Below are 22236 nucleotides of genomic sequence, written 5' to 3' on the forward strand. Positions count from 1 at the left end.
CCGTCAGGGGCGGGTGCAGGCGCGGACGACGTCGGCCACCCGGCCGGCTCCGGGATCGGTCATCAGCACCGTGTAGTGGTTCACGTCCGGCACCTCCACGACCTCGAGCTGCGGGACGAGCTCGAGCAGCTCAGGGAGGCGTTCGGGAGCGTAGAGCCCCGGCGGCTCGTCCTGCAGTCCGCGCGGCGCGCGCACGAAGGTGACCGGCTGCTGCAGCGACCGGAGCGCCTCGAGGTGGAACGCCGAGCCGTAGAGCTGCGCCTGATCGACGGCGACCGCGTCGGCGTTCGCCGACGAGCGGAACCCGGTGTCCGCCGGGTCGAGGTCGTACTGCACGTACGCCTCCACCTCGTCCGTCCAGTCGCGCTCACGGGCGAACGCGGGTGCCCGCCGCCAGTGCTCGCGGTAGGCGTCGCGGGACGGGAAGACCCTCGAGAGGCGGTCGAACACCGGCCCGAGCATCGGACGAGGGTCGCTCGTGTCCACGCCGGGAGGAGCGGCGAGCGGGAAGCCGCCGTCGACGAGGACGAGCGAGGCGACCCGCTCCGGCTCGGCGGCGGCGACGAGCGTCGCGACGAACGCCCCCATCGAGTGCCCGACGAGGGTGACGCGGTCGGCGCCCACCACCTCGAGCAGCCGTCGCAGGTCCGTCGCGTGCTGCTCGAGCCCCGAGCCCGGCAGGCCGTTGCTGCGGGCCCGGCCGCGGAGGTCGGGCGCGACGATCCGCATCCCGGGCAGCTCGCGGGCGAGCGCGAGGAACGACCGGCTCGAGGCCGTGATGCCGTGCACCGCGAGCACGACCGGAGCGGACGGCTCCGCGGGCCAGACGGCGACCGCGAGGGCTCCGCCGTCGACCTCGACGACCCCGTCGACAGGCTTCCTCATTTCGACGTCCAGCCGCCGTCCATCGTGTACGACGCGCCGTTCACCATCCCGGCGGTGTCGCCCACGAGCCAGACGACGAGGTCGGCCACCTCGTCGGGCTCCACGAGCCGCTTCACCGCGCTCTCGGTGAGCATGATCCGCTCGACGACCTCGTCCTCGCCGATGCCGTGCACACGGGCCTGGTCGGCGATCTGCTTCTCGACGAGCGGGGTGCGCACGTAGGACGGGTTGATGCAGTTGCTCGTCACGCCCCGGCCGCCGCCCTCCTGAGCGATCGTCTTCGACAGGCCCTCGAGCCCGTGCTTCGCCGCCACGTAGGCCGACTTGAAGGCGCTCGCGCGGAGGCCGTGCACCGAGCTGATGTTGACGACGCGGCCCCAGCCGCGCTCGTACATCGTGGGCAGCGCCGCCCGGACCAGCGAGAACGGTGCGACGAGCATCAGGTCGACGATGAACCGCCAGCGCACGGGGTCGAACTGCTCGATCGGGCTCACGGTCTGCACGCCGGCGTTGTTCACGAGCACGTCGGCGTCGAGCACGAGGCCGTCGAGCTCGGCCGGCTTCGACAGGTCGACCTGCCAGGCCTCGCCGCCGATCTGCGCCGCGACCCGGCCCGCGGCCTCCCCGTCGACGTCCGCGACGACCACATGCGCGCCGGTCGCCGCCAGCGCCCTGGCCGTGGCGGCACCGATGCCGCTCGCGCCGCCGGTGACGACCGCGCGCTTGCCGGTGAGGTCCGTGTGCATCCGTCCGCCGCCGTTCAGATCGCCTCGAGCAGCACCGCTGAGCCCTGCCCGCCGCCGCCGCAGATCCCCGCGGCGCCGAACGAGCCGCTGCCCGCGGCGGCCAGCCGCCGGGCGAGGTGGCCGACGATGCGGGCGCCGGACGCGCCGATCGGATGCCCGAGCGCGATCGCGCCGCCGTACGCGTTGACGATGGCGGGATCGACGCCGAGCTCGCGGGTGGAGACGACGGCGACGGCCGCGAACGCCTCGTTGATCTCCACGGCCGCCAGGTCGTCCGTCGTGCGGCCCGTGCCGGCGAGCGCCCGGCGGATGGCGTTCGACGGCTGCGAGTGCAGGGACACGTCGGGCCCGGCGACCATGGCCGAGCCGACCACCCGCGCGCTCGCGGTGAGGCCGAGCTCGCGGGCGACGTGCTCGTCGGCGAGGATCACGGCCGCCGCGCCGTCGGTGATCTGCGAGGCGTTGCCGGCCGTGATGCCGCCGCCCCTGCCGAACGCCGGCGCGAGGCTCGAGAGCCTGTCGACGGTCGTGCCCCTGCGCAGCCCGTCGTCGACGGCGAGCACCGTGTCGCCCTTGCGTCCGGGAATCGTGTACGGCGCGATCTCGGCCTCGAGGAACCCGGCGCCGGTCTCGAGGCGGCGGTGGGACTCGGCCGCCCAGGCGTCCTGGTCCTCGCGGGTGACGGCGTGCTCCGCGTTGTGCTGCTCGGTCGAGGCGCCCATGGCGATGTGCTCGAACGCGTCCCAGAGCCCGTCGTGATCCATCGTGTCGAGGAACTCGACGGCGCCGTAGCGGTGCCCGAGCCGGCTGCCCGGCCACGCGTGCGGCGCGAGCGTCATCGACTCCATGCCGCCCGCGACCACGATGCGCGCCCGCCCGGTCTCGATGAGCATCGCGCCCTGCGCGACGGCTTCCGTGCCGGAGAGGCACACCGCGTTGATGGTCGCGGCCGGCACCGTGAGCGGCACGCCACCCCCGACCGCCGCCTGGCGCGCCGGGCCCTGCCCGGCGCCGCCCTGCAGCACCTGGCCCATGAGCACCCGGTCGACCTGGTCGCCGCCGACGCCCGCGCGCTCGAGCGCCGCACGGATCGCGTGGGCACCGAGCGCGGTCGCCGGGACCGTGGCGAACGCTCCCATGTACTTCGCGAACGGGGTCCTCGCGAATCCCACGATCACCGCACCCATGCCTGCGCCGCCTTCCGGGACGTCGTCGATCCCGCAGTCAAACCTATGCCCGGGATGGGACGCTGAAGGGTGCCGACCACCCGCCGCAACCCGCTCCGCGAGCTGGGCGCCGGGGTCGCCGACCTCGGCCGCGGCTTCGCCGTCTGGGGCACGTCGCCTCGGCTGATGCTGCTCGGCGCGGTGCCCGCCGCGATCGTGGGCGCGCTGTTCGCCGTGGTGCTCGTCGGCCTGGTCCTGGCGCTGCCCGCGCTCGCGGCGGCGGTCACGCCGTTCGCCGACGGCTGGGACGCGGCGCTCCGCGACGCGGTGCGGGTGCTCGCCGGGATCGCCGTGCTGCTGCTCACCGGCATCCTGCTCGTGCTCGTCTTCACCGCCGTCGTCCTGACCGTCGGCGACCCGTTCTACGAGCGCATCAGCCGGGCGGTGGAGGTGCGCCTCGGGGCACCTCCGCGGGAGATCGAGGAGCCCGTCGTCGCCGGCATGCTGCGTGCGGCGGGGGAGGGACTCCGCCTCGCGGCCTCCGGACTGCTCGTCGCGCTGCTCGCGTTCGCGGTCGGCTTCGTCCCGGTGGCCGGCGCAGCGCTCGCCGTCCTGGTCGGTCTCGTGCTCGGCGGCCGGCTGCTCGTCCTGGAGCTCACCGGCACGCCCTTCGCCGCCCGCGGGCTGCGGCTCCGGGACCGCCGCCGAGCGGTCCGGCGGCACCGGATGCGCACCCTCGGCTTCGGTGCGGCGGTCTCGGCCCTCTTCCTCGTGCCGTTCGCACCGGTCGTGCTGATGCCGGCCGCGGTGGCCGGCGCCACCGTGCTGTCCCGCACCCTGCTCGCCCCGGAGCCGCCTCCCGAGCCGACGTCGTGAACGGGTCCGGCTACGCCCCGGACAGGCCCGGCTCGCCGGGCAGCGAGCCGCGGGGCACGAGCCGGGGCAGGCCGATCAGCGCGAACACGCCGACGGCGGCCGCGGCGACGGCCGGCACGAGGAAGCCGGCCCCCGGTCCGGCCCGGTCGATGACCGCGCCCGCGATCCCGGCCGAGAGCGCATAGGTGAGGCTGAGGGCCGTGTTGGTCCAGGCGAGCCCCTCCGTCAGCCGGGCCCGGGGCACGAGGGTCTCGACCAGGGTCGAGCCGGTCGCGATCACCGGCGCGATCGCGATGCCCGCGAACAGGAACACGACCGCGAGCAGCGGGATCGGCGGCACGAGGGCCATCGGCGCGGTGAGCACGGCGAGCACGACCGCGACCGCGGCGAAGCGGCGGTGCATCCGGCCGCGCCAGTGCACGGATCCGTAGACGAGGCCGCCGAGCATGCTGCCCGTCGCCCACAGCGCGAGCACGACGCCCGCGGCGGCCGGCACGCCCGCCGCCTTCGCGACGGCGGCGACCGCCACCTCGGCCGAGCCGAACACGCCGCCGGCGGCGAAGAACACGGCGACGAGCACGAGCATCCCGCGCATCCGCAGCACGGGTCCGCGGTCGTGCTCGGGATGCGGCGAGCCGTCGCCGATGGGGGGCTGCGTGCGCCCCTGCCGCGCGAGCAGCATGGCACCCGCCACCGCGGTGACGGCGGCGAGCAGCAGGCCGACGGCCGGATGCACGAGCGCGGCGAGGAGGGTCACGAGAATCGGCCCGACGACGAAGACGACCTCGTCCAGCACCGACTCGAACGCGAACGCGACCTGCAGGTCGCGGCCGTCCACGATCAGCGCCCACCGCGCGCGGACGAGCGACCCGACGCTCACCTGCGACGCCCCGGCGAGCGCCGTCGCGACCAGCACGACCGCGATCGGGGCGCGGAGCACGGCGGTGAGCACGATCGCGAGAAGCAGCAGCCCGTGGACCGGCGCCGCCGCACGGAGCAGCCGCGACTGCCCCAGCCGGTCCGCGAGCCGCGCGATCATCGGCGACGCGAGCGCCGAGGCGAGCCCGAAGGTGCCGGCCGCCGCGCCGCCGAGCGCGTACGACCCCGTGGTGCGCTGGACGAGCAGCACCGAACCGAGTCCGACCATCGCGATCTCCGCGCGTGCGAACAGCCCGAGCGCGGAGAAGGCGAGGGCGCCGGGGTGGGCGAGGATCCGTCGGTAGGGCGCGAGCACGACGGACGACGCTATCGGCCCGCGGGGGACTGCTCAGCCCTTCAGCCCCGAGAAGGTCATCGTGGCGATGAACTGCTTCTGCGCGACGAGGAAGAACAGGATCAGCGGCAGCGTCGCGACGACGTTCGCCGCCATGAGCAGCGACCACTCCGTCCGGCGGGCGCCCTGGAAGGTCGTGATGCCGAGCTGCAGCGTGAACGCCTGGTCGTTGTTGATCGCGATGAGCGGCCAGACGAGGTCGTTCCACGAGCCGAGCAGCGTGAAGATCGCGAGGGTCGCGAGCGCCGGCTTCGCGAGCGGCAGCACGATGCGGAAGAACACCTGGCGCCGCGTGCAGCCGTCGAGCAGCCCCGCCTCCTCGAGCTCGAGCGGGAGGGACAGGAAGAACTGCCGCATCAGGAAGATCCCGAACGCGCTCGCGAGCCAGGGCACGATCGCCGCGCCGAGGCTGTCGAGCAGCCCGATCCGCGAGAAGAGCACGTACGTCGGGATCATCAGCACCTGGGTCGGGATCATGATCGTCGCGACGATGCCGAAGAAGCCGAGGTTGCGTCCCCGGAAGCGCAGCCGGGCGAACCCGTAGCCGGCGAGCGAGCAGAGCACCAGGTGGCTGACGATCGCGCTTCCGGCGACGATCACGGTGTTGCCGAGCCAGAGCAGCACGGGCGACGTCGTGAAGAGGCTCGCGTACCCCGAGAGCGTCAGCGTGCTCGGGATGAACGGGGTCGGCACCTTCACGAGATCCGACGCGGGGGTCAGGGACGCGAGGAACATCTCGACGAACGGGATCGCGAACACGATCGCGGTCGGCGCGAGCAGCAGGTGCCAGGGGCTGAACGGCAGGCCCGGGCGGCGGCGGCGTGGTGGGGTCGCGGGGACCCCGGACGCAGCGGGCGCCGGTGCGGGCGCCTCGAGCAGGTCGGTCATGGTCAGAAGGCCTCGATCCTCGCGCGCCGCGAGTAGAGGATCACGCCGACGGTGATGAGCATCGTGATCGCGAACAGCCCCCACGCGACGGCGGATCCGTAGCCGAACTCCGTCTGCTTGAACGCCGCGTTCCACAGGTAGTACACGACGGTCTGCGTCGCGTTCAACGGCCCGCCGCGGGTCGTCGTGTACACGAGGTCGAACAGCTGCAGCGCCTCCACGGTCTGCCAGATCGTCGCGAACGCGATCACGGGGGTGAGCTGCGGCACGACGACGTGCCGGAACGCCTGCCGCTTCGTCGCCCCGTCGATCAGGGCCGCCTCGACGAGCTCCGCGGGGATGTCCTGCAGCGCCGCGAGGAAGATCACGGTCGTGAAGGCGGCCGAGCCCCAGAGCGACATGAGGGCGATGACGACCATCGCCTGCTTCGGGTCCTCGAGCCAGCCCTGCGGCGGCAGGCCGAGGTCGCGGAGGATCGTGTTCAGCAGCCCGAACTGCGGGCTGAACAGATAGGTCGAGAGGATGCCCGTCGCGGCGGCCGACGCGACGAACGGCACGAAGATCGCGGTGCGGTAGAGGCCGACGAAGCGGATGCGGCGGTTCAGCGCGACGGCGAGGAGCAGGCCGAGCAGCACCGACGACGGCACGAACAGGAGCGTGTAGAGCCCCGTGTGCCCGACGGCGGCCCAGAGGTCGGCGTCGCTGACGGCGTAGGCGTAGTTGCCGAGCCCCACGGCCACGGGATCGCTGAAGCCGTCCCAGCGCTGCAGCGAGAGGAGGAACGACCAGGCGGCGGGGAAGATCGACAGCCCGAGCACGAGCACGGTCGCCGGCCCGACGAACGCCCACCCCTCGAGCGCGCGGGCGACGCCACGCCGGCGGATCGCGCGGCGGCGGTCCGCAGGCACCGTCGGGGCCGTCGTCACGGACCGTTCCCCGCGAGCGCCGCGTCGGCCTGCTTCGCGGCGGCCTTCAGCGCCGTCGCCGGGTCGCCCTGACCCTGCAGCACCGCCGAGATCTGCTTGCCGATCGCCTCGGACAGCTTGTTGTAGGCCGGGACGGTCGGTCGCGCGTGCTTCGAGTTCACGAGGTTGGCGGCCAGGGTGTCGAGGCCCGGCAGGGCCTTCACCTGCGCCTGGAACTCCGGTGACGACGTCTCGCTCGGGCGCAGCGGCAGGTTGCCGTACTCGACGTTCCAGGTGATGTCCTGCTTCGGATCCGTCAGCCACTTCGTGAACTGGTACGCCCAGTACGCACGGTTCGCGTCCTTGTGGTCGAAGAGGGTCCAGACGTCCGGGCCGGAGACCGTCTCGTGGTCGCCGTTCGTGCCGGGCATCGCCGTCACGCCGTACTTCGTCTTGCCCGTCTTCAGGTCGTAGAGCTCCCACGGCCCGGAGGTGATCATGCCGATGTGGTTCGCGACGAAGAGGTCGCCGAACTTCGTGTCGGTCTGGTCGAGGTAGACGCTCTTGTCGGTCTGCGCCATGTCGCGCAGCAGCGTGAGCGCCTTGACGCCCGCCGCGGAGTCGAAGGTCGCCTTCGTGCCGTCGGGCGTGAGGATCTCGCCACCGTTCTGCCAGAGGTGCGGCCAGAACTGCCAGGTCGTCTCCTCGCTGCCGGACACCGAGTAGCCGTAGCCGTACGTGCTCGTCGCCGGGTTCGTGAGCTTCTTCGCGGCGGCGCGGAAGTCGTCCCAGGTCCAGTCCGCCGTCGGGTAGGGCACATGGGCCTGGTCGAACACCGTCTTGTTGTAGAGCAGCGCGAGGTTGTCGACCACGGCGGGGAACCCGATCGTCTTCTTCCCGGTCGGCCGTGCGGTCTGCCGGGCGGCGGCGCTGAAGTCCTTCCAGTCGACCTTCGGATCCGACACCTGCTTGGTGATGTCGAGGGTGCGGTTCGAGGCCTCGAGCTGGCTCGTCCAGGAGCCGAAGGCGTAGGAGACGTCGGGGTAGTCGCCGCCGGCGAAGCTCGCCGAGAGCTTCTGCAGCAGGTCCTCGGTCGAGGGGGCGCCCGAGGAGACCTTCACGGTCACGTTCGGGTGCTGCTTCTCGAAGTCGGCCGCGAGCCCGACGAGGATCTTCTCGGCCTGGTCGGCCTGGCCGGTCCACCAGACGATGGTGGTCTTCGCCTTCGGGTCGGCCGTGCTCGAGCCCGACCCGCCGCTGCAGCCGGTGAGGGCCACCGCGAGGGCGGTGACGAGGCCGGCGGCGAGGAGCCGGGACGGACGGATCGACTGCACCTGAGGACTCCTTCGTGGAGGGACCGCTGGCTGCGCCCGGACTCTCCCGTCCTTCGGCGCGCTGTGTCATAGTGCGCGACGGACTGCGCGGTCGGAAAGCACGCCGCGCCGAACGCGCAACGGAAGTGAGCGATGGCGACACGAACGAGCGGAACGCCCGATCTGGAGCGTCTCCGGCGCCTGCCGGCGATCGAGTGGCGTCCCGTCCAGCAGCTCCTCGTGCACGCCTCGGACGTGCGCCGGCCGGCCGTGCCGGCGATCGACGTGCACAACCATCTCGGCCGGTGGCTCAGCCGGGACTCCTCCTGGGTGGTCCCCGACGTCGGCGCGCTGATCGCGCTGCTCGACGACTGCGGCGTCCGCACGGTCGTGAACCTCGACGGGCTGTGGGGGGACGAGCTCACCGCGAACGTCGAGCGCTACGACCGGGCGCATCCGGGCCGCTTCGTCACGTTCTGCCAGCTCGACTGGCCGATGCTCGCGGAGCCGGACGGTGAGCGCCGGCTGCTCGCGTCGCTCGAGGACAGCGCGCGGCGCGGTGCCGGGGGCGTGAAGGTGTGGAAGCACCTCGGACTGCAGGTGCGGGACGGCGACGGCGAGCTGGTGCTGCCCGACGATGCGCGCGTGGCGGCCGTGCTCGAGCGGGCGGGGGAGCTCGGCCTGCCGGTGCTGATCCACGTGGCGGATCCGCTGGCGTTCTTCGAGCCGCTCGACGAGCGCAACGAGCGCCTCGACGAGCTGCTCGAGGAGCCGGAGTGGTGGTTCGGCGACCGCAGCCGCTACCCGGCGTTCGACACGATCCTCACCGCGCTCGAGCGGCTCGTCGTCGCGACGCCCGGCACGACGTACATCGGCGCGCACGTGGGCTGCGTCGCCGAGGACCTCGACCGCGTGTCGGCGCTGATGGACCGCGCACCGAACTGGCACGTCGACCTCGGCGGCCGCCTCGCGGAGATCGGGAGGCAGCCGCGCCGCTTCCGGCGGCTCGTCGAGGCGCATCCGGACCGCGTGCTGTTCGGCACGGACGTCTACCCGCCGACAGCGGAGGACTACCGCGTGCTGTTCCGCTTCCTCGAGACGGACGACGAGAGCTTCCCCTACGCGCCCGGCGCCGAGGTGCCGCCGCAGGGACGCTGGACGGTCTCGGGCGCCGCCCTGCCGCCGGAGCTCCTGCCGGCGCTCTACGCGGGCAACGCCGCCCGCATCCTCGGCCTCTGAGCGTCAGCGCAGCGGCTCGGGGATGCGGTTGCCGTGCGCGGCCGTGAGCTCGTCGCAGAGCGCCCAGATCCGGTCCGGGGTGAGCGTCGAGCTCGCGTTGCCGTCGGCGAGCACCGCCTGGCGCACCAGGTCCTTCGAGCCGGTGCGCATCGCCGCGACGGTGAGCTCCGCGACCGACAGGTAGGTGCGGTTCAGCGCGGCGCACTGCGGGGGCAGGGCGCCCATGGGCACCGCGTGCAGGCCGTCGCCGTCCACGAGGTGCGGCACCTCGACGACCGCACCCTGCGGCAGGTTGTCGATCAGGCCCCGGTTCGGGACGTTCGCGTGGATCTCCCGTGGCGTCCCGGTGACGACCGAGTGGATGATGAGCGGCGCGTACTCGGCGGCGCCCTCCTCGAGCGCGAGCGGACGTCCCTCGGCGAGCGCGGCCTTCGCCTCCTCGAACTCGGTGACGTTGTCCTCGCTGATCCCGAGGTACTGCACCGGCTCGATGCGGAACCGCTCCACCTGCTCCGGCGATCGGAGGAACCACGACAGGTACTCGCTGGAGTGCTCGCTCGTCTCGGTGGGGAAGTACCCGATGCGCTTCAGGATCTCGACCCGCACCCGCCGCTCGAGCTGCGGATCCGCGGCGATGCGGTCCCACAGCTTCGGGTAGAGCGACTCCCCGTCGCGGCTCCACTCGAGCAGCCACGCCTGGTGGTTCACGCCCGCGGCGCGGAAGCGGGTGCCGTCGAGCGGCACGCCGACGAGCTCGCAGAGGTCGTGGACGGTCCAGTACACGCTGTGGCAGAGCCCGACGGTGCGGATCCCGGGGGCGACGACGGACGCCCACCAGACGTTCATCGCCATCGGGTTCGTGTAGTTGAGGAACAGCGCGTCGGGGCAGAGCTCCTGCATGTCCGCGAGCAGGGCCGAGAGCAGCGGGAAGGTGCGGAGCGCACGGAAGACCCCGCCGACGCCGGTCGTGTCGCCGATGGTCTGCAGCAGGCCGTACTTCGCGGGGATCTCGAGGTCGAGCCGGGTGGCCGCGATGCCGCCGACCTGCACCATGTTGATCACGAAGTCGGCGCCCGCGAGCGCGGTGCGGCGATCGAGCGTCGCGGTCAGGGTGATCGCGGCGCCGAACCGCTCGGCGACCTGCTTCGCGGTGCCCTCGGCGACGGCGAGGCGCTCCCGGTCGATGTCGTGCAGGCGCAGATCGAGATCGCGGAGCTCGGGGAAGCGGAGGAGGTCGGCGAGCAGCTGGCGGGTGAACACGACGCTCCCGGCGCCGATGAACGCGACGGAGGGCATGCCTGCGATCCTGACCGGCGCGAGCGCCCCCGGTCGACGCCCGTTGCCCATCCTGCGCGAAGTGCGCAATCCTTCTGAGCGGACCGGCCCCGTGCGGGCGGCCGTTGATCAGGAGGACGGGCGATGCCGACGACCACGAACGGGCTGCGTCTGCCGGCGACGAGCGCCAAGCGGTCGGACCGGATGCTCGCCGTCCTGAGGTCCGTCAACTCCCGCGGGACCGTCTCGCTCGCCGACCTCGCGACGGAGCTGCGGGTCTCGGCCGCGACCCTCCGCCGCGATCTCGCGAGCATGGAGGACCAGGGCCTGCTCGTCCGCACGCACGGCGGCGCCCGCTCGCAGCCGGTGCACGAGGAGGTGCCGGTGCACCTGCGGGACCTCGAGGCGCGGGACGCGAAGCGCCGGATCGCGTTGCGGGCCGCTGAGCACATCCCGGCCGGCCCCTACGCGGTGGCCCTCTCCGGCGGGACGACCGCTGCCGAGGTCGCCCGTGCGCTGTCGCGGCGCCCCCAGCTCACGATCGTGACGAACGCCCTGCCGGTGGCGATGGAGCTCGCCGCGCGGCCGACCACGAAGGTCATCCTGACCGGCGGCATGGTGCGGTCCACCTCGTTCGAGGCGGTCGGCGTGCTCGCCGAGAACACGTTCAACGCGGTCAACGTCGGCACCGCGATCCTCGGCACGGACGGCATCAGCGCGACGGGCGGAGCGACCACCCACGACGAGGTCGAGGCCCGCACCAACCACGCCATGGTCGCGCACGCGCAGCGCGTCATCGTGGTCGCCGACGGGTCGAAGGTGGGCCGAACGACGCTCGCGCGGATGGCGGAGTGCGGCGAGATCGACGTGGTCATCACGGACGCATCGGCCGATCCGGGCGAGCTCGAGCGGCTCCGCGCGGCCGGCGTCGCGGTCGAGGTCGTCAGCGCCGGGCGCTGACTGCACGGATCGCGCAGTTTTCCTTCGCACTTCCCGGTCGCCGTTGCGAGCGGCCGCGCGTGCCGCGGACCATGGGCCGGAGCACCATGAGCACCGATGCCGACCCGATCGCGACGACGATCCGCCGCCACCGCGCGGGCGAGGGCGGCGGCCTGCCCTCGATCTGCTCCGCCCACCCGACCGTGCTCACCGCCGCGGCCCGGCAGGCGGTCGCCGACGGCTCGGTGCTGCTCGTCGAGGCGACGAGCAACCAGGTCGACCAGTTCGGCGGCTACACCGGCATGGTGCCGGCGGACTTCCGCGACCTCGTCGCCCGCATCGCGGCCGGTGAGGGGCTTCCGGCCGACCGGCTGGTGCTCGGCGGCGACCACCTCGGCCCGAACCGCTGGCAGCGGGACGACCCCGCCACGGCGATGACGAACGCCGTCGACCTCGTCACCGCCTACGTCGAGGCCGGCTACGCCAAGATCCACCTCGACTGCAGCATGCCGCTCGCCGGCGAGCCCACGCCCCTCGACGACACGACCGTCGCCGCGCGGGCGGCTCGGCTGCTCGACGCCGCCGAGCGGGCGGCGACCGGCACCGCGCTCGAGGGCCGCATCCGATACGTGATCGGCACCGAGGTGCCGGTGCCGGGCGGTGCCTCGCACGCCATCGACACCCTGGCGCCGACGCCGCCCGACGCGGCGCGCGCGACCCTCGCCGCCCATCGCGAGGCGTTCGCGGCCGCCGGGCACGCCGACGTGTGGCCGCGCGTGATGGCGCTCGTCGTGCAGCCCGGCGTCGAGTTCGACGCCCTCCGCGTCGTCGACTACGACCCCGCCGGAACGACGGCGCTGCAGCGCGTGCTCGACGACGAGCCCGACCTCGTGTTCGAGGCGCACTCCACCGACTACCAGCTGCCCGAGAGCCTCGCGGCGCTCGTCCGGAACGGCTGGGCCGTGCTCAAGGTCGGCCCGGGCCTCACCTTCGCCCTCCGCGAGGCGCTGTTCGCCCTCTCCGTCGTCGAGCGGGAGCTCGTGCCGGAGGCGGAGCGGGCCGACCTGCCCGGCGTGATCGAGCGGCGGATGCTCGCCGAGCCCGGCTACTGGGAGCGGTACTACCCGGGCACGCCCGACGAGCAGCGGATCGCCCGCCGCTACAGCTGGAGCGACCGCCTGCGCTACTACTGGCCCGACCCGGCGATCGCGGCCGCCGAGGAGCGCCTGCTGACGAACCTCGAGCGCACCGGCGTGCCGCTGCCGCTGCTCAGCCAGGTGCTGCCCGACCAGTACCGGCGCGTGCGCCGCGGCGAGCTCGCCGCCGACCCGCGCGAGCTCGTGATCGACAAGGTGCGGGACGCCCTCCGCCCCTACGCCGCGGCCTGCCGGCCCCACCCGAACGGAGCCCCCTCGTGACCGACACCCTGCCGCGCGCCGGCTCCGCCACCGAGCGGGAGATCCTGCAGCAGCCGGCGGTCTGGCGGGAGGCCGCGAGCCGGATCACGGCACGTCGCGGCGAGCTCGACGCGTTCCTGGCCCCTCTGCTCGCCCGGCCCGACCTCCGCATCGTGCTGACCGGCGCCGGCACGTCCGCGTTCATCGGCGAGGTCGCCGCGCCGTTCCTCACGGGGCGGCTCCGGCGACGGATCGACGCGATCGCCACGACCGACCTCGTCGCGGATCCGGTCGAGCTGCTCGCCGAGGACCTGCCGACGCTGCTCGTCTCGTTCGCCCGCTCCGGCGACAGCCCGGAGAGCACGGCCGCGACCGCACTCGCCGACCGGCTGCTCGCCGACGTGCACCACCTCGTGCTCACCTGCGACCCGCGGGGCGCGCTGCACCGGGCGCACAGCGGGCGGGACGACTCCTTCGTGCTCGAGATGCCCGAGCAGGCGAACGACGAGGGCTTCGCGATGACCTCGAGCTTCAGCTCGATGCTGCTGTCGGCGCTGCTGGCGCTCGGCGGCGAGGCCGACGTCGAACCCCTCGCGGCGGCCGCGGAGCGGGTGATCGGGCAGCGGGACCGGATCGAGTCGCTCGCCGTCCGCGAGCCGCACCGCATCGTCTACCTCGGCAGCGGCGCGCTCACCGGGCTCGCCCGCGAGTCCGCGTTGAAGCTGCTCGAGACGGCGGCCGGCCGCATCGTGGCGGTGCACGACTCGTCGCTCGGCTTCCGGCACGGTCCGAAGGCGCTCGTGGACGGGAGGACCTTCGTGGTCGTCTACGGCTCCGGCGATCCGTACACGCGGGCGTACGACCTCGACATCGCGGCCGAGCTGCGCACCGCGATCGGCGACGACGCGGTGCTCACCGTGACCGCCGAGCCGGCAGACGGCCAGGCCCTCGTGCTGCCGGGGCTCGAGGGCGTGCCCGACGCGCTGCTCGCCCTCCCGTACGCGGTCTTCGCGCAGCTGTTCGCCCTGCACACGTCGCAGCACTACGGCGTCCCGACCGACGACCCGTTCCCCGGCGGCACGGTGAACCGGGTGGTGCAGGGTGTGACGATCCATCCGCTGCCCTGATGGGCCTCTACCTCGGCGTCGACGGCGGCGGCACGAAGACCGCCTTCGTGCTGGCGGACGGGACCGGCGAGGTGCTGGCGGAGTCGACGGGAGCGAGCGCCTACTACTTCGCCGCCGGCATCGACCTCGTCGGCCGCGTGCTCGAGGAGGGCGTGGCGTCGGTGACCCGGGCGGCCGGCGTCGAGCGGTCGGCGGTCGACCGCGCCTTCGTGGCGCTGCCGGGGCACGGCGAGGCGAGCGGGGACCTCGCGGAGCTCGATGCGATCACGGGCCGTGTGCTCGGCCACGACCGCTACGACGTGGGCAACGACGCCGTGGCCGGCTGGGCCGGATCGCTCGGCGGCGAGGACGGCGTGAACATCGTCGCGGGGACGGGCTCGATCGCCTACGGGGAGTGGCGTGGCGCCGCCCATCGCGCCGGAGGCTGGAGCGAGGTGTTCGGCGACGAGGGCTCCGCCTACTGGGTCGCCGTGCGCGGCCTCAACGCCTTCTCGCGGATGAGCGACGGCCGCCTGCCGCGGGGACCGCTGCACGCCGCGATCCGCGACCGCGTCGGGGCGGCGACCGACCTCGACGTGATCGGCGTGGTCGTCGACGCGTGGGGTGCGAAGCGCGACCGGATCGCCGGGCTCGCCCCCGCCGTCACCGAGGCGGCCGAAGCCGGCGACGCGACGGCGCAGACGATCGTCGCCGATGCCGGCGCCGAGCTCGCGGCGCTGGTCGGCGCGGTGCGAGCGGGCCTCGGCGTCGCGGCGGGGGAGACCGTCCCGGTCTCGTTCTCGGGTGGGGTGTTCCGGGCCCCCGGCATCCGGGCCGCCTTCGAGGCAGCGCTGCCCGCCGGCTCGGACCTGCGCGAACCGGTCGCCGGCCCCGCGCTCGGCGCGGCGCTCTACGCCCGGCGCCGCGCCCGCCTCGCGGGCCCGTCCTCCTGAGCGGCGCCCTCATCCGGATGCGCTATCCCTGAACCCGTGACGGGCACGCGAGGGGACGCGACGGTCGTCGCGACCCGGAGCGGACTCGTCCGGGGACGTCGCCGGCAGGGCCTGATCTTCTGGCGCGGCATCCCGTACATCGCGCCGCCCGTGGGGGAGAAGCGCTACCGGGCGCCGCAGCCGGTCGAGCCGTGGAACGGCGTGGTCGACGCGGCCGAGTACGGGCCGGTGCCGCCGCAGCCGCGCACGTCGCCGGCCGCGGGTGCCGGACGCCGCACGGCCATGGCCGAGGACGCGATCACGATCTCGGTGCTGCGTCGTGCCAGGTCCTCGGGCCGCCGGCCGGTGATGGTGTTCGTCCACGGCGGCGGATTCGGGATCGGCGGCGCGAGCGCGACCGCCTACTCGGGGGAGCAGCTCGTCGCGCACGGCGACGTCGTCTTCGTCGCCTTCAACTACCGGCTCGGCGCGCTCGGCTGGGTCGACCTCTCGCGGTTCGGCCGCCCCGACGCCCCGATCGACGGCAACCTCGGCCTGCGCGATCAGGTCGCCGCCCTCCGGTGGGTCCGCGACAACATCGCCGCGTTCGGCGGCGACCCCGACGACGTCACCGTGTTCGGCGAGTCCGCCGGCGCGACCGCCGTGCTGACCCTCCTCTGCGTGCCCGCGGCGCGCGGCCTCGTCACCCGCGCGATCGCGCAGAGCCCGGTCATCGGCGCCATCCCGGATGCGGAGCATGCGGCGGCGTGGGCGGACGAGTTCCGGGTGCTGCTCGACGCGACCCCGGCCGACATGCCGGACCGGCTCCGCACCGCCGGCGTCGACGAGCTCATGGCCGTCACGAAACGGCTCGGTGACCGGATCAGCGAGGAGCAGCCCGGCGTGCTGCTCCTCGCGCCCGTGGTCGACGGCGACGTGCTGCCGCTCCACCCCCTCGACGCGTTCGCCGCGGGCGCCTCGGCGCCGGTGCCGCTCCTGATCGGCACGAACGCCGACGAGGGGACGCTGTTCCAGCTGCTGGTGCGGGACCTCGCCGTGACGCCGGGCCACATCGACCGGCTCTTCGAGCAGACGCTGCCGAGCGCGAGGCAGGCCGTCCTCGGCGGCTATCCGGCGTATCCGCGGGGCCGGTCCATCGCCGGCCTCGTCACGGACCTCATGTTCTGGGCTCCCGCTGTCGCGGCGGCCGCCGGCCACGCGGCCGTCGCACCCACCTGGATGTACCGCTTCGACTTCTCGACGCCGCTGATGGACCGGGTCGGCCTCGGGGCCACCCACGCCGCCGAGCTCGACTTCGTGTTCGGGCGGCCCGACTCGGGGTTCCAGCGGCTCTTCGGCCTGCTCGGCGGCCGCCGAGCCGCCCGGGCGGTCGTCGCCCGGATGCACGCCCGCTGGTTGCGGTTCGCCGTCGACGGCGATCCCGGCACGGACTGGCCGCGCTACGAGCCCGAGGGGCGCAGGACGTTGATCATCGACGCCGTCGACCGTGTCGAGTCGGATCCGCGTGCCGGCACCCGAAGGGCCTGGGAGCCGCTCACGGCCCGGCGCTGACGAGCGCCCGCACCGCGTCGAGGTCGAGGTCGTACGGGCCGACGCGGGTCAGCACCCAGTCGGCGCCCGCATCGCCCCACGGCGCGGGATCGACGCCGGGCTGCAGGTCGACGACGAGGTCGCCCGGCACCTCGGGCCGCAACGCCGTGAGCTGCTCCGGCGACTCGACCTGGATCGGGAAGTAGCCGTCGAACCGGGTCGCCCGCACGAGCGGCGCCCGGTTCGGGTGCCGGCCGGCGATCCAGATCGGGATCGGCGTCGCCGGCGCCGGCAGGAAGCGCACCTCCCGCGCCGTGTAGTGGGCGCCCCCGTGGTCGACGGGCTCGCCCGACAGCAGGCCCGTGAGCACCTCCAGCCCCTCGTCGAGCATCCGGCCCCGCGTCCGCGGGTCGGGCTCGTCGCCGAAGCCGCTGAACTCGCCCGCCCAGTCGTCGCCGATCCCGAACCCGAGCACCAGCCGGCCGCCGGAGAGCCGCGCGAGGCTCGCGGCCTGCCGCGCCAGCACCTGCGGGCGTCGCCGGGGGAGCGGCGTCACCATGGGCCCGAACCGCAGCCGGGTCGTCCGCATCGCGATCGCCGCGCAGGAGATCCAGGGATCCGCGATCGCCTCCACCGGCTCGCTGTACCGGAGGTGGTCCCAGACGAAGAGGGCGTCCCAGCCCGCCGCCTCCGCCTCGGCGGCGAGCTCGCCGATCAGGCCGGGGTCGGCGAGCCCGTCGAAGGGGGCGACGAAGAGTCCGCGGCGCATCCCCTCATCCTCGGGCACCCGCGACGGCGTCAGCGGCTGATGACCCGCCAGCCGGTGAAGGTCGCACCGCCCGCGCGCCAGGCGGCTTCGCTCATCCGCTCGGTGAGCTGGTGCGCCATCGGCACGGTGAGCGGCGCCTCGGGCGTGATGGCGCCGACCGTCCAGCGCGGATCCGTCGACGTCGGTCCCGACATCGCCGCGGTGAAGCGGGTGGCGTCGCTCAGCAGAGCCGTGAGGCGCTCCGCCGCCGCACGATCGCTGGTCGTGAAGACGACGCCGAGGCGCTGATCGGTCCCGACGGCGACGCCGCTCGCGCGGAGCACCGCGGCATCGCCGGCCTCCCGGTCGAGCGCGGCCTGGAGCACGGCGCCGGGGGCCAGGTCGAGCTCCCGGGTGCCGGCCGCCGTGACGCCGAGGGCGTCGTCGAGCTGGGCGACGGTCAGAGTGGAGTCGTCGTCCGCGACCGCCGCGGTGCGCAGCGCGGCGCCGCCGAAGACGAGCACGCCGGCGGTCAGAGCACCCACCGCGATCCGCGTTCCCGTGCGCCGGCTCCGGCCGATGGTCGGACGCGGCAGGGGAAGAGCGGCCTGGGCAGTCACGCGGGCAGTCTGCGCCGCGGCCGAACCGTCCCCGCCTCCCCACGCCATGATCCTTCGATCCTTCCCGCGAACGGGGGCCACGACCTCGGGAACGGCTGGCACTCGGACGGGAGCACCCTGCATCGCGCGTTCCCGCCCCCCACGCGGGCGCCGCGTGGCATCGTGCTGCCATGGACGAGGTCGTCGCCACGCGCGGCCGCTCGCTACGAGCCGCGACGTGGATCGCCGCCGCCGTCGCCGGCGCGGCGGTCGTCGCGGTGGTCGTGCTCGCGATCGTCTGGGCGACGAGCGGCGTTCCCCTGTCCGGCCCGTTCGCCGTGCTCGAACGCGCGCTCACCGTGATCGTGCTCGCGGGATGGGCGGCCGCCGTCGCGGGCGTCGCGCTCGGGATCGCCGCCTCCGTGCGCTCGGCCGCGCCCGCGCGACGGATGCTCGTCACCGCGATCGTGCTCGCCCCGGTCGCGCTGCTCGGCTGCGCCGCCGTGACGCTCTTCGGCGTGCTCTGGCTGACGGTCGCGCACCCGTTCGCGCACAACCCCGCGGCGGACAGCGGGTCCCGGGTCTCCGCGGCGCTGCGGGCCCACGGCGGACCCGAGGTCTGCACGCAGGCCGATCCGGGTCTCGGGCCCGACAACGTGCAGCCCTGGTACACCGCCTGGCTCGAGGTGCCCGACTCCTCCGCAGGGCCCGACGGCGTGCGGTCCGCGCTCGAGCAGGCCGGGTTCTCCGCGGCGACGTGGAGCTATCCGACCACGACGGCCGTGTCCGGGAACCGCACCGCGACGGTCTCGGTCCTCGGCGCGCAGGACGTGGGAATCGACTGCGCCATCGGCCTCGGGCAGTGGGGCGACACGCACGACGCGGCGAAGGGGGATCAGTTCGTCGAGGTGCAGGTGCAGCTGCCGATGCCGAAGTGACCGTCAGGCCCGGTCGATCTTGTCCTGCTCCAGGGCGTGCACGTGCTCGACCGCCTCGCCCGCGAGGGCGAACCAGTCGACCTCCTCGGTGAGCGGCACCGAGAACCAGCCGCGCATCGGCTTCCGGCCGCCGAGCGCCATCGGCTCGGCGAGACCCACGCGGGTCAGCCGCTCCGACGTCTCCTCCGGCAGCTTCGCCACGAGTCGCCCGGATCCGTTCACGAAGCAGGCGATCTTCCCGTCGACGCAGAGGGCGTCGGACCCGAACATCCGCTTCACCTCGATCGCCGGCGACCCCGCATAGCCGGCCACGACGTCGCGGAACACCGCGTCGGACTCCGGCACCCTGTTCGCCATGCGGCGATCCTGCCGCGCCACGGAGCCGGTGCCTAGAGGGGCTCCGCCGGGTACCGTCGCCTCGTGCCCGCCACACTCGAGCAACGCGCGGCCGCCCGCGGCGCGGACCTCGTCCTCGAGGGCGGCGGTGTGCGCGGCATCGCGCTCGCCGGCGCGGTGGTCGGCCTCGCGGAGCGCGGCGTCGTGTTCCCGCGGATCGGCGGCACGTCCGCCGGGGCCATCGTCGGGGCGCTGGCCGCGGCGTACCAGGTCGCCGGGATCCCGTTGACCCGCATCCACGACGACCTCGACGCCCTCGACCTGCCGACGCTCGAGTCGAAGGGGCCGGTCGAGCGGGTGACGGGACCGTTCGGCAAGGCGGGCGCGCTCCTCACCCGGTCCGGCCTCTACCGGACCGACCGGCTGCGGGACTGGCTCGTGGCGCGGCTGGAGGAGGCCGGCGTCCGCACCTTCCGCGATCTGAAGATCACCGCGGATCCGGGCAGCGACCTGCTGCCGCAGCAGCGCTACCGGCTGGTGACCCACGTCACGGACCTCACACGGCGCTGCCTCGTGCGCGTGCCGTGGGACCTGCCGCACTACCTGCTGCCCGAGGGCGCTGCGGCCCCGCTGTCGGCGCAGATCGCCGCGATCGACGCCTATCCCGTCGCCGACGCGGTGGTCGCCTCGGCCTCGTTGCCGTTCTTCTTCCAGCCGTTCGCGCAGGCGACGCCCGAGGGCACCTGCACGTGGGTCGACGGCGGCCTGCTCCAGTACTTCCCGGTCACGGTCTTCGACCGCACCGACGGGCGCCGGGCGCGCTGGCCGACCTGGGGCGTGCGGCTCACGAGCGCTCCGCCGGCGGTCGTACCCGACCGGGCGATCAGCGGACCGCTGTCCGAGGCGATCGGCCTGCTCGAGACCGCCGTCGGCCAGTGGAACCGCTATGCGCTCGAGGACGAGGGCGTCGACGCCCGCACGGTGCTCGTCGACACCAGCGGGGTGAGCCCCACGGACTTCGACATCGATCCGGCCACTCGGAACCGTCTGTACAGCAACGGCGACCGCGCGGCCGTCGCCTTCGCCGCCGCTGCGCTTCGCTGACCGCGCACGCGGCGCGAGGCGGCTCATCCGCGACTCGCCGGCGAATGGGGGGAAACGCGTATGGTTCGCCGCCGGACCTCGCCGTACCGTTCGCTGACGGCCCCGCCGCGGAGCCGGGACGGGAGACCCCGGCATGGAGCAAGGCGACCTGACGCTGCTCGAGGAGCCGACGGCGAAGCAGCTGCTGCGGTCCTCGAACCCGGCGCGGCTCGGCTACACATGGCGGGACGGATCGCCTCGGGTCGTCGCGATGTGGTTCGAGTGGAGCGGCGGCAAGGTGGTGATGGGCACACCGACGCGGGCCCCCAAGCTCAAGGTGCTCGAGGAGCGGCCGCAGGTCGCGCTCACGATCGACGACGCCGGAGCCTTCCCGTACCGGGAGCTGATGATCCGGGGGCGTGCCGAGGTGGAGCTGCTCGACGACGTGTCGCCCGAGTACGCCCGCTCCGCGGTCCGCTACTTCGGGCAGGAGCAGGGCGACGCGTGGGTGGCGGACCTCCGGGGCAAGCCGATGGCGCGCATCTCGGTCACGCCGGAATGGGTGGGCCTGCTCGACTTCGAGACCCGCTTCCCGAGCGCGCTCACCTGACCGGCCCGCGCATGCCGTCAGCGCGCGGCGACCACCTGGATCTCGAGCAGCCAGGCGGGCTGCGCGAGGTGCGGCACGGTGACGAGCGTGCTCGCCGCCCGGCGGCCGCCGAGGAAGGCGTCCCGGGCGGCCATCGCCTGGGCGAGGCCGTCGGCCGTCGCGGCGGCGACGACGTAGGTGGTCACACTGACCACGTCCTCCGGGCCCATGCCGGCTTCGGCCAGGATCGCGCCGATGTTCCGCCAGATCCGGTCCGCCTGCGCCGGCACCCCCTCGGGCACGCGGCCGTCGCGATCGGTCGGCACGACGCCTGCGGTGTGGAGCCAGCGCGTCGGGTTCGTCACGAGGATCGCGTGGGCGTAGTTCGCGGCGGGGGCGCCGATCTCGGCGGGGACGACCTCCTGATGCACCCGCCGAGGCTATCGGCGGTCAGTGGCGGGCGAGCAGGGGGCCGGATGCGGCTCCGGCCGTGATCGGCTGCGGTGGTGGCATCGGTACGACGCCCATCCGAGGATGCGGAAACGGTGCAGGCGCCTTGACCGCGACGGGGACGGGCGCGTGCGCCAGCTCGACGGCCGCGAGGGTGACAGAGCCGCAGGCGAGGCAGGCGACGAGCACCGTCGTCAGCCCGTGGGGCATCCGGGGTCCCGCATGCATCCCGGCGACGGCGGGGTGCGCGTGCAGCGCGTGCATGGGACGAGGCTAGAACCCGTCCTGCGAGCACGCGATACGCGGAATCCCGTATCTCGAGGACCCCGATGGGGTCAGTGGCCGAGGACGAGGCTCAGCAGGATCGTCGTGAGCAGGCGGGAGAGCTCGACCGCGCCGGGAAGACCGACGACGAGCGCCGCACCGAGCACGGCGAACCGTGTGATCTCGCTCCGCGGGCGCGGGGCCTCGACGGGGGCCGCCTCGGGGGAGGCGTCCTCGATGAGGGCGGTCGTGGTCATTGGCGGGCTTTCTCGAGCGGAACGGATCGAGGTCAACGCTATTCGCATATCGCATTCCGGAATCGACCCAGAACAGGGCACGAACCGCCTCCGACCAGCGGAATCACCGTGATGTCATTCGTCGGCTCCTGATGTCCGACGCCCCTGTCATCCTCGGCTCCGGCGGCCCCCATCCCGCCGGAAGAGGCGGCATCGACATGAATGGAATTCCCGACTCCGCCGACCCGGGATATGTGATCGGAACCGTTCTCGCATTCCTGATCGTGTCGGTGGTGCTCGCGGTGGTGCTCGGCGCCGGGGTGCTCGTGCTGATGGTGTCGTGGCGTCTGGCCTTCGGACCCCGTCGTCCTCCTCCGCCGCCGCGGCCGCCCGCACCTCCGGACGACTGGGACGACGAGGAGTACAGCGCCCGCCACCACCATTGAGCGCTGAACCCGTCGCCCCCTGCACCGGCGGCACCCGGATTCCGGGGGAAGATCCT

General features: G+C 73.8%; 25 protein-coding genes. 11 read left to right on the forward strand and 14 right to left on the reverse strand.

What is annotated here, in order from left to right:
- Positions 1-3: 3 nt before the first annotated feature.
- Genes JWQ92_RS10545 through JWQ92_RS10555 form a run of 3 tightly spaced genes read right to left on the reverse strand, consistent with a single transcriptional unit; the run spans position 4 to position 2818 of the window.
- The gene (locus tag JWQ92_RS10545) at positions 4-885 is read right to left on the reverse strand and encodes an alpha/beta fold hydrolase (RefSeq protein WP_297344414.1); all 882 of its coding nucleotides are present in this window, start codon (positions 883-885) and stop codon (positions 4-6) included.
- Entirely contained in the window at positions 882-1631 is a 750-nt protein-coding gene (locus tag JWQ92_RS10550; RefSeq protein WP_297344415.1) for a 3-hydroxybutyrate dehydrogenase, read from the reverse strand. The genes JWQ92_RS10545 and JWQ92_RS10550 overlap by 4 nt, the downstream gene beginning before the upstream one ends.
- Positions 1632-1645: 14 nt before the next feature.
- Positions 1646-2818 carry an acetyl-CoA C-acyltransferase gene (locus tag JWQ92_RS10555; RefSeq protein ID WP_297344416.1) on the reverse strand — a complete coding sequence of 391 codons (1173 nt, stop codon included), beginning with the start codon at positions 2816-2818 and terminating at the stop codon, positions 1646-1648.
- 69 nt (positions 2819-2887) lie between these two features.
- Between JWQ92_RS10555 and JWQ92_RS10560 the strand changes: the two genes are divergently transcribed.
- Complete coding sequence (locus tag JWQ92_RS10560; RefSeq protein WP_297344417.1) at positions 2888-3673, forward strand: EI24 domain-containing protein; 786 nt, start codon at positions 2888-2890, stop codon at positions 3671-3673.
- A gap of 10 nt (positions 3674-3683) precedes the next feature.
- Here JWQ92_RS10560 and JWQ92_RS10565 read toward each other — a convergent pair whose 3' ends face one another.
- From JWQ92_RS10565 to JWQ92_RS10580, 4 genes are read right to left on the reverse strand one after another with little or no spacing between them, the layout of a single operon-like run.
- Entirely contained in the window at positions 3684-4907 is a 1224-nt protein-coding gene (locus JWQ92_RS10565) for an MFS transporter (protein ID WP_297344418.1), read from the reverse strand.
- A gap of 33 nt (positions 4908-4940) precedes the next feature.
- Positions 4941-5834 (reverse strand): carbohydrate ABC transporter permease, encoded by an 894-nt coding sequence (locus JWQ92_RS10570; protein WP_297344419.1) that lies wholly within the window; start codon positions 5832-5834, stop codon positions 4941-4943.
- 2 nt (positions 5835-5836) lie between these two features.
- Positions 5837-6760: a carbohydrate ABC transporter permease gene (locus tag JWQ92_RS10575; protein ID WP_297344420.1), complete on the reverse strand. Its 924-nt coding sequence runs from the start codon at positions 6758-6760 to the stop codon at positions 5837-5839.
- Entirely contained in the window at positions 6757-8073 is a 1317-nt protein-coding gene (locus JWQ92_RS10580) for an ABC transporter substrate-binding protein (RefSeq protein WP_297344421.1), read from the reverse strand. The genes JWQ92_RS10575 and JWQ92_RS10580 overlap by 4 nt, the downstream gene beginning before the upstream one ends.
- Positions 8074-8205: 132 nt before the next feature.
- Here JWQ92_RS10580 and JWQ92_RS10585 point away from each other — a divergent pair, with 132 nt between their 5' ends.
- Entirely contained in the window at positions 8206-9291 is a 1086-nt protein-coding gene (locus JWQ92_RS10585) for an amidohydrolase family protein (protein WP_297344422.1), read from the forward strand.
- Positions 9292-9294: 3 nt separating this feature from the next.
- Here the strand turns inward: JWQ92_RS10585 and JWQ92_RS10590 are convergent, their stop codons facing one another.
- Positions 9295-10587 carry an alpha-glucosidase/alpha-galactosidase gene (locus JWQ92_RS10590; RefSeq protein ID WP_297344423.1) on the reverse strand — a complete coding sequence of 431 codons (1293 nt, stop codon included), beginning with the start codon at positions 10585-10587 and terminating at the stop codon, positions 9295-9297.
- 123 nt (positions 10588-10710) lie between these two features.
- Here JWQ92_RS10590 and JWQ92_RS10595 point away from each other — a divergent pair, with 123 nt between their 5' ends.
- The 5 genes from JWQ92_RS10595 (at position 10711) to JWQ92_RS10615 (ending at position 16512) form a co-directional block, all read left to right on the forward strand.
- Positions 10711-11526, forward strand: a complete 816-nt coding sequence (locus JWQ92_RS10595; protein ID WP_297344424.1) for a DeoR/GlpR family DNA-binding transcription regulator — start codon at positions 10711-10713, stop codon at positions 11524-11526.
- Between the two features lie 86 nt (positions 11527-11612).
- Positions 11613-12923 carry a D-tagatose-bisphosphate aldolase, class II, non-catalytic subunit gene (locus tag JWQ92_RS10600; protein WP_297344425.1) on the forward strand — a complete coding sequence of 437 codons (1311 nt, stop codon included), beginning with the start codon at positions 11613-11615 and terminating at the stop codon, positions 12921-12923.
- Positions 12920-14029: an SIS domain-containing protein gene (locus tag JWQ92_RS10605; RefSeq protein WP_297344426.1), complete on the forward strand. Its 1110-nt coding sequence runs from the start codon at positions 12920-12922 to the stop codon at positions 14027-14029. Before JWQ92_RS10600 ends, JWQ92_RS10605 begins: the two co-directional genes overlap by 4 nt.
- Complete coding sequence (locus tag JWQ92_RS10610; RefSeq protein WP_297344427.1) at positions 14029-14961, forward strand: N-acetylglucosamine kinase; 933 nt, start codon at positions 14029-14031, stop codon at positions 14959-14961. Before JWQ92_RS10605 ends, JWQ92_RS10610 begins: the two co-directional genes overlap by 1 nt.
- Positions 14962-14997: 36 nt before the next feature.
- Complete coding sequence (locus JWQ92_RS10615; protein ID WP_297344428.1) at positions 14998-16512, forward strand: carboxylesterase family protein; 1515 nt, start codon at positions 14998-15000, stop codon at positions 16510-16512.
- Here the strand turns inward: JWQ92_RS10615 and JWQ92_RS10620 are convergent.
- Positions 16496-17260, reverse strand: a complete 765-nt coding sequence (locus JWQ92_RS10620; protein ID WP_297344429.1) for an LLM class flavin-dependent oxidoreductase — start codon at positions 17258-17260, stop codon at positions 16496-16498. The two genes, JWQ92_RS10615 and JWQ92_RS10620, sit on opposite strands and share 17 nt — an antisense overlap.
- 29 nt (positions 17261-17289) lie before the next feature.
- The gene (locus tag JWQ92_RS10625; RefSeq protein ID WP_297344430.1) at positions 17290-17784 is read right to left on the reverse strand and encodes a hypothetical protein; all 495 of its coding nucleotides are present in this window, start codon (positions 17782-17784) and stop codon (positions 17290-17292) included.
- A gap of 245 nt (positions 17785-18029) precedes the next feature.
- On the opposite strand from JWQ92_RS10625, the gene JWQ92_RS10630 reads away from it, so the two are divergent.
- Positions 18030-18776: a hypothetical protein gene (locus tag JWQ92_RS10630; RefSeq protein WP_297344431.1), complete on the forward strand. Its 747-nt coding sequence runs from the start codon at positions 18030-18032 to the stop codon at positions 18774-18776.
- 3 nt (positions 18777-18779) lie between these two features.
- Here JWQ92_RS10630 and JWQ92_RS10635 read toward each other — a convergent pair whose 3' ends face one another.
- Entirely contained in the window at positions 18780-19133 is a 354-nt protein-coding gene (locus JWQ92_RS10635; RefSeq protein ID WP_297344432.1) for a TfoX/Sxy family protein, read from the reverse strand.
- 63 nt (positions 19134-19196) lie between these two features.
- Here JWQ92_RS10635 and JWQ92_RS10640 point away from each other — a divergent pair, with 63 nt between their 5' ends.
- Both JWQ92_RS10640 and JWQ92_RS10645 read left to right on the forward strand, forming a co-directional pair.
- Complete coding sequence (locus JWQ92_RS10640) at positions 19197-20216, forward strand: patatin-like phospholipase family protein (RefSeq protein WP_297344433.1); 1020 nt, start codon at positions 19197-19199, stop codon at positions 20214-20216.
- 133 nt (positions 20217-20349) lie between these two features.
- The gene (locus JWQ92_RS10645; RefSeq protein ID WP_297344434.1) at positions 20350-20805 is read left to right on the forward strand and encodes a pyridoxamine 5'-phosphate oxidase family protein; all 456 of its coding nucleotides are present in this window, start codon (positions 20350-20352) and stop codon (positions 20803-20805) included.
- Between the two features lie 17 nt (positions 20806-20822).
- Here the strand turns inward: JWQ92_RS10645 and JWQ92_RS10650 are convergent, their stop codons facing one another.
- The 3 genes from JWQ92_RS10650 to JWQ92_RS10660 form a co-directional block, all read right to left on the reverse strand.
- Entirely contained in the window at positions 20823-21215 is a 393-nt protein-coding gene (locus JWQ92_RS10650; RefSeq protein WP_297344435.1) for a Rid family hydrolase, read from the reverse strand.
- 19 nt (positions 21216-21234) lie between these two features.
- Positions 21235-21498, reverse strand: a complete 264-nt coding sequence (locus tag JWQ92_RS10655) for a hypothetical protein (protein WP_297344436.1) — start codon at positions 21496-21498, stop codon at positions 21235-21237.
- A gap of 71 nt (positions 21499-21569) precedes the next feature.
- Positions 21570-21755, reverse strand: a complete 186-nt coding sequence (locus tag JWQ92_RS10660) for a hypothetical protein (RefSeq protein ID WP_297344437.1) — start codon at positions 21753-21755, stop codon at positions 21570-21572.
- A gap of 197 nt (positions 21756-21952) precedes the next feature.
- On the opposite strand from JWQ92_RS10660, the gene JWQ92_RS10665 reads away from it, so the two are divergent.
- The gene (locus JWQ92_RS10665; RefSeq protein WP_297344438.1) at positions 21953-22180 is read left to right on the forward strand and encodes a hypothetical protein; all 228 of its coding nucleotides are present in this window, start codon (positions 21953-21955) and stop codon (positions 22178-22180) included.
- Positions 22181-22236: the final 56 nt, after the last annotated feature.

Origin of the sequence: Amnibacterium sp., from assembly GCF_025463795.1 — a bacterium.
Lineage (GTDB): Bacteria > Actinomycetota > Actinomycetes > Actinomycetales > Microbacteriaceae > Amnibacterium.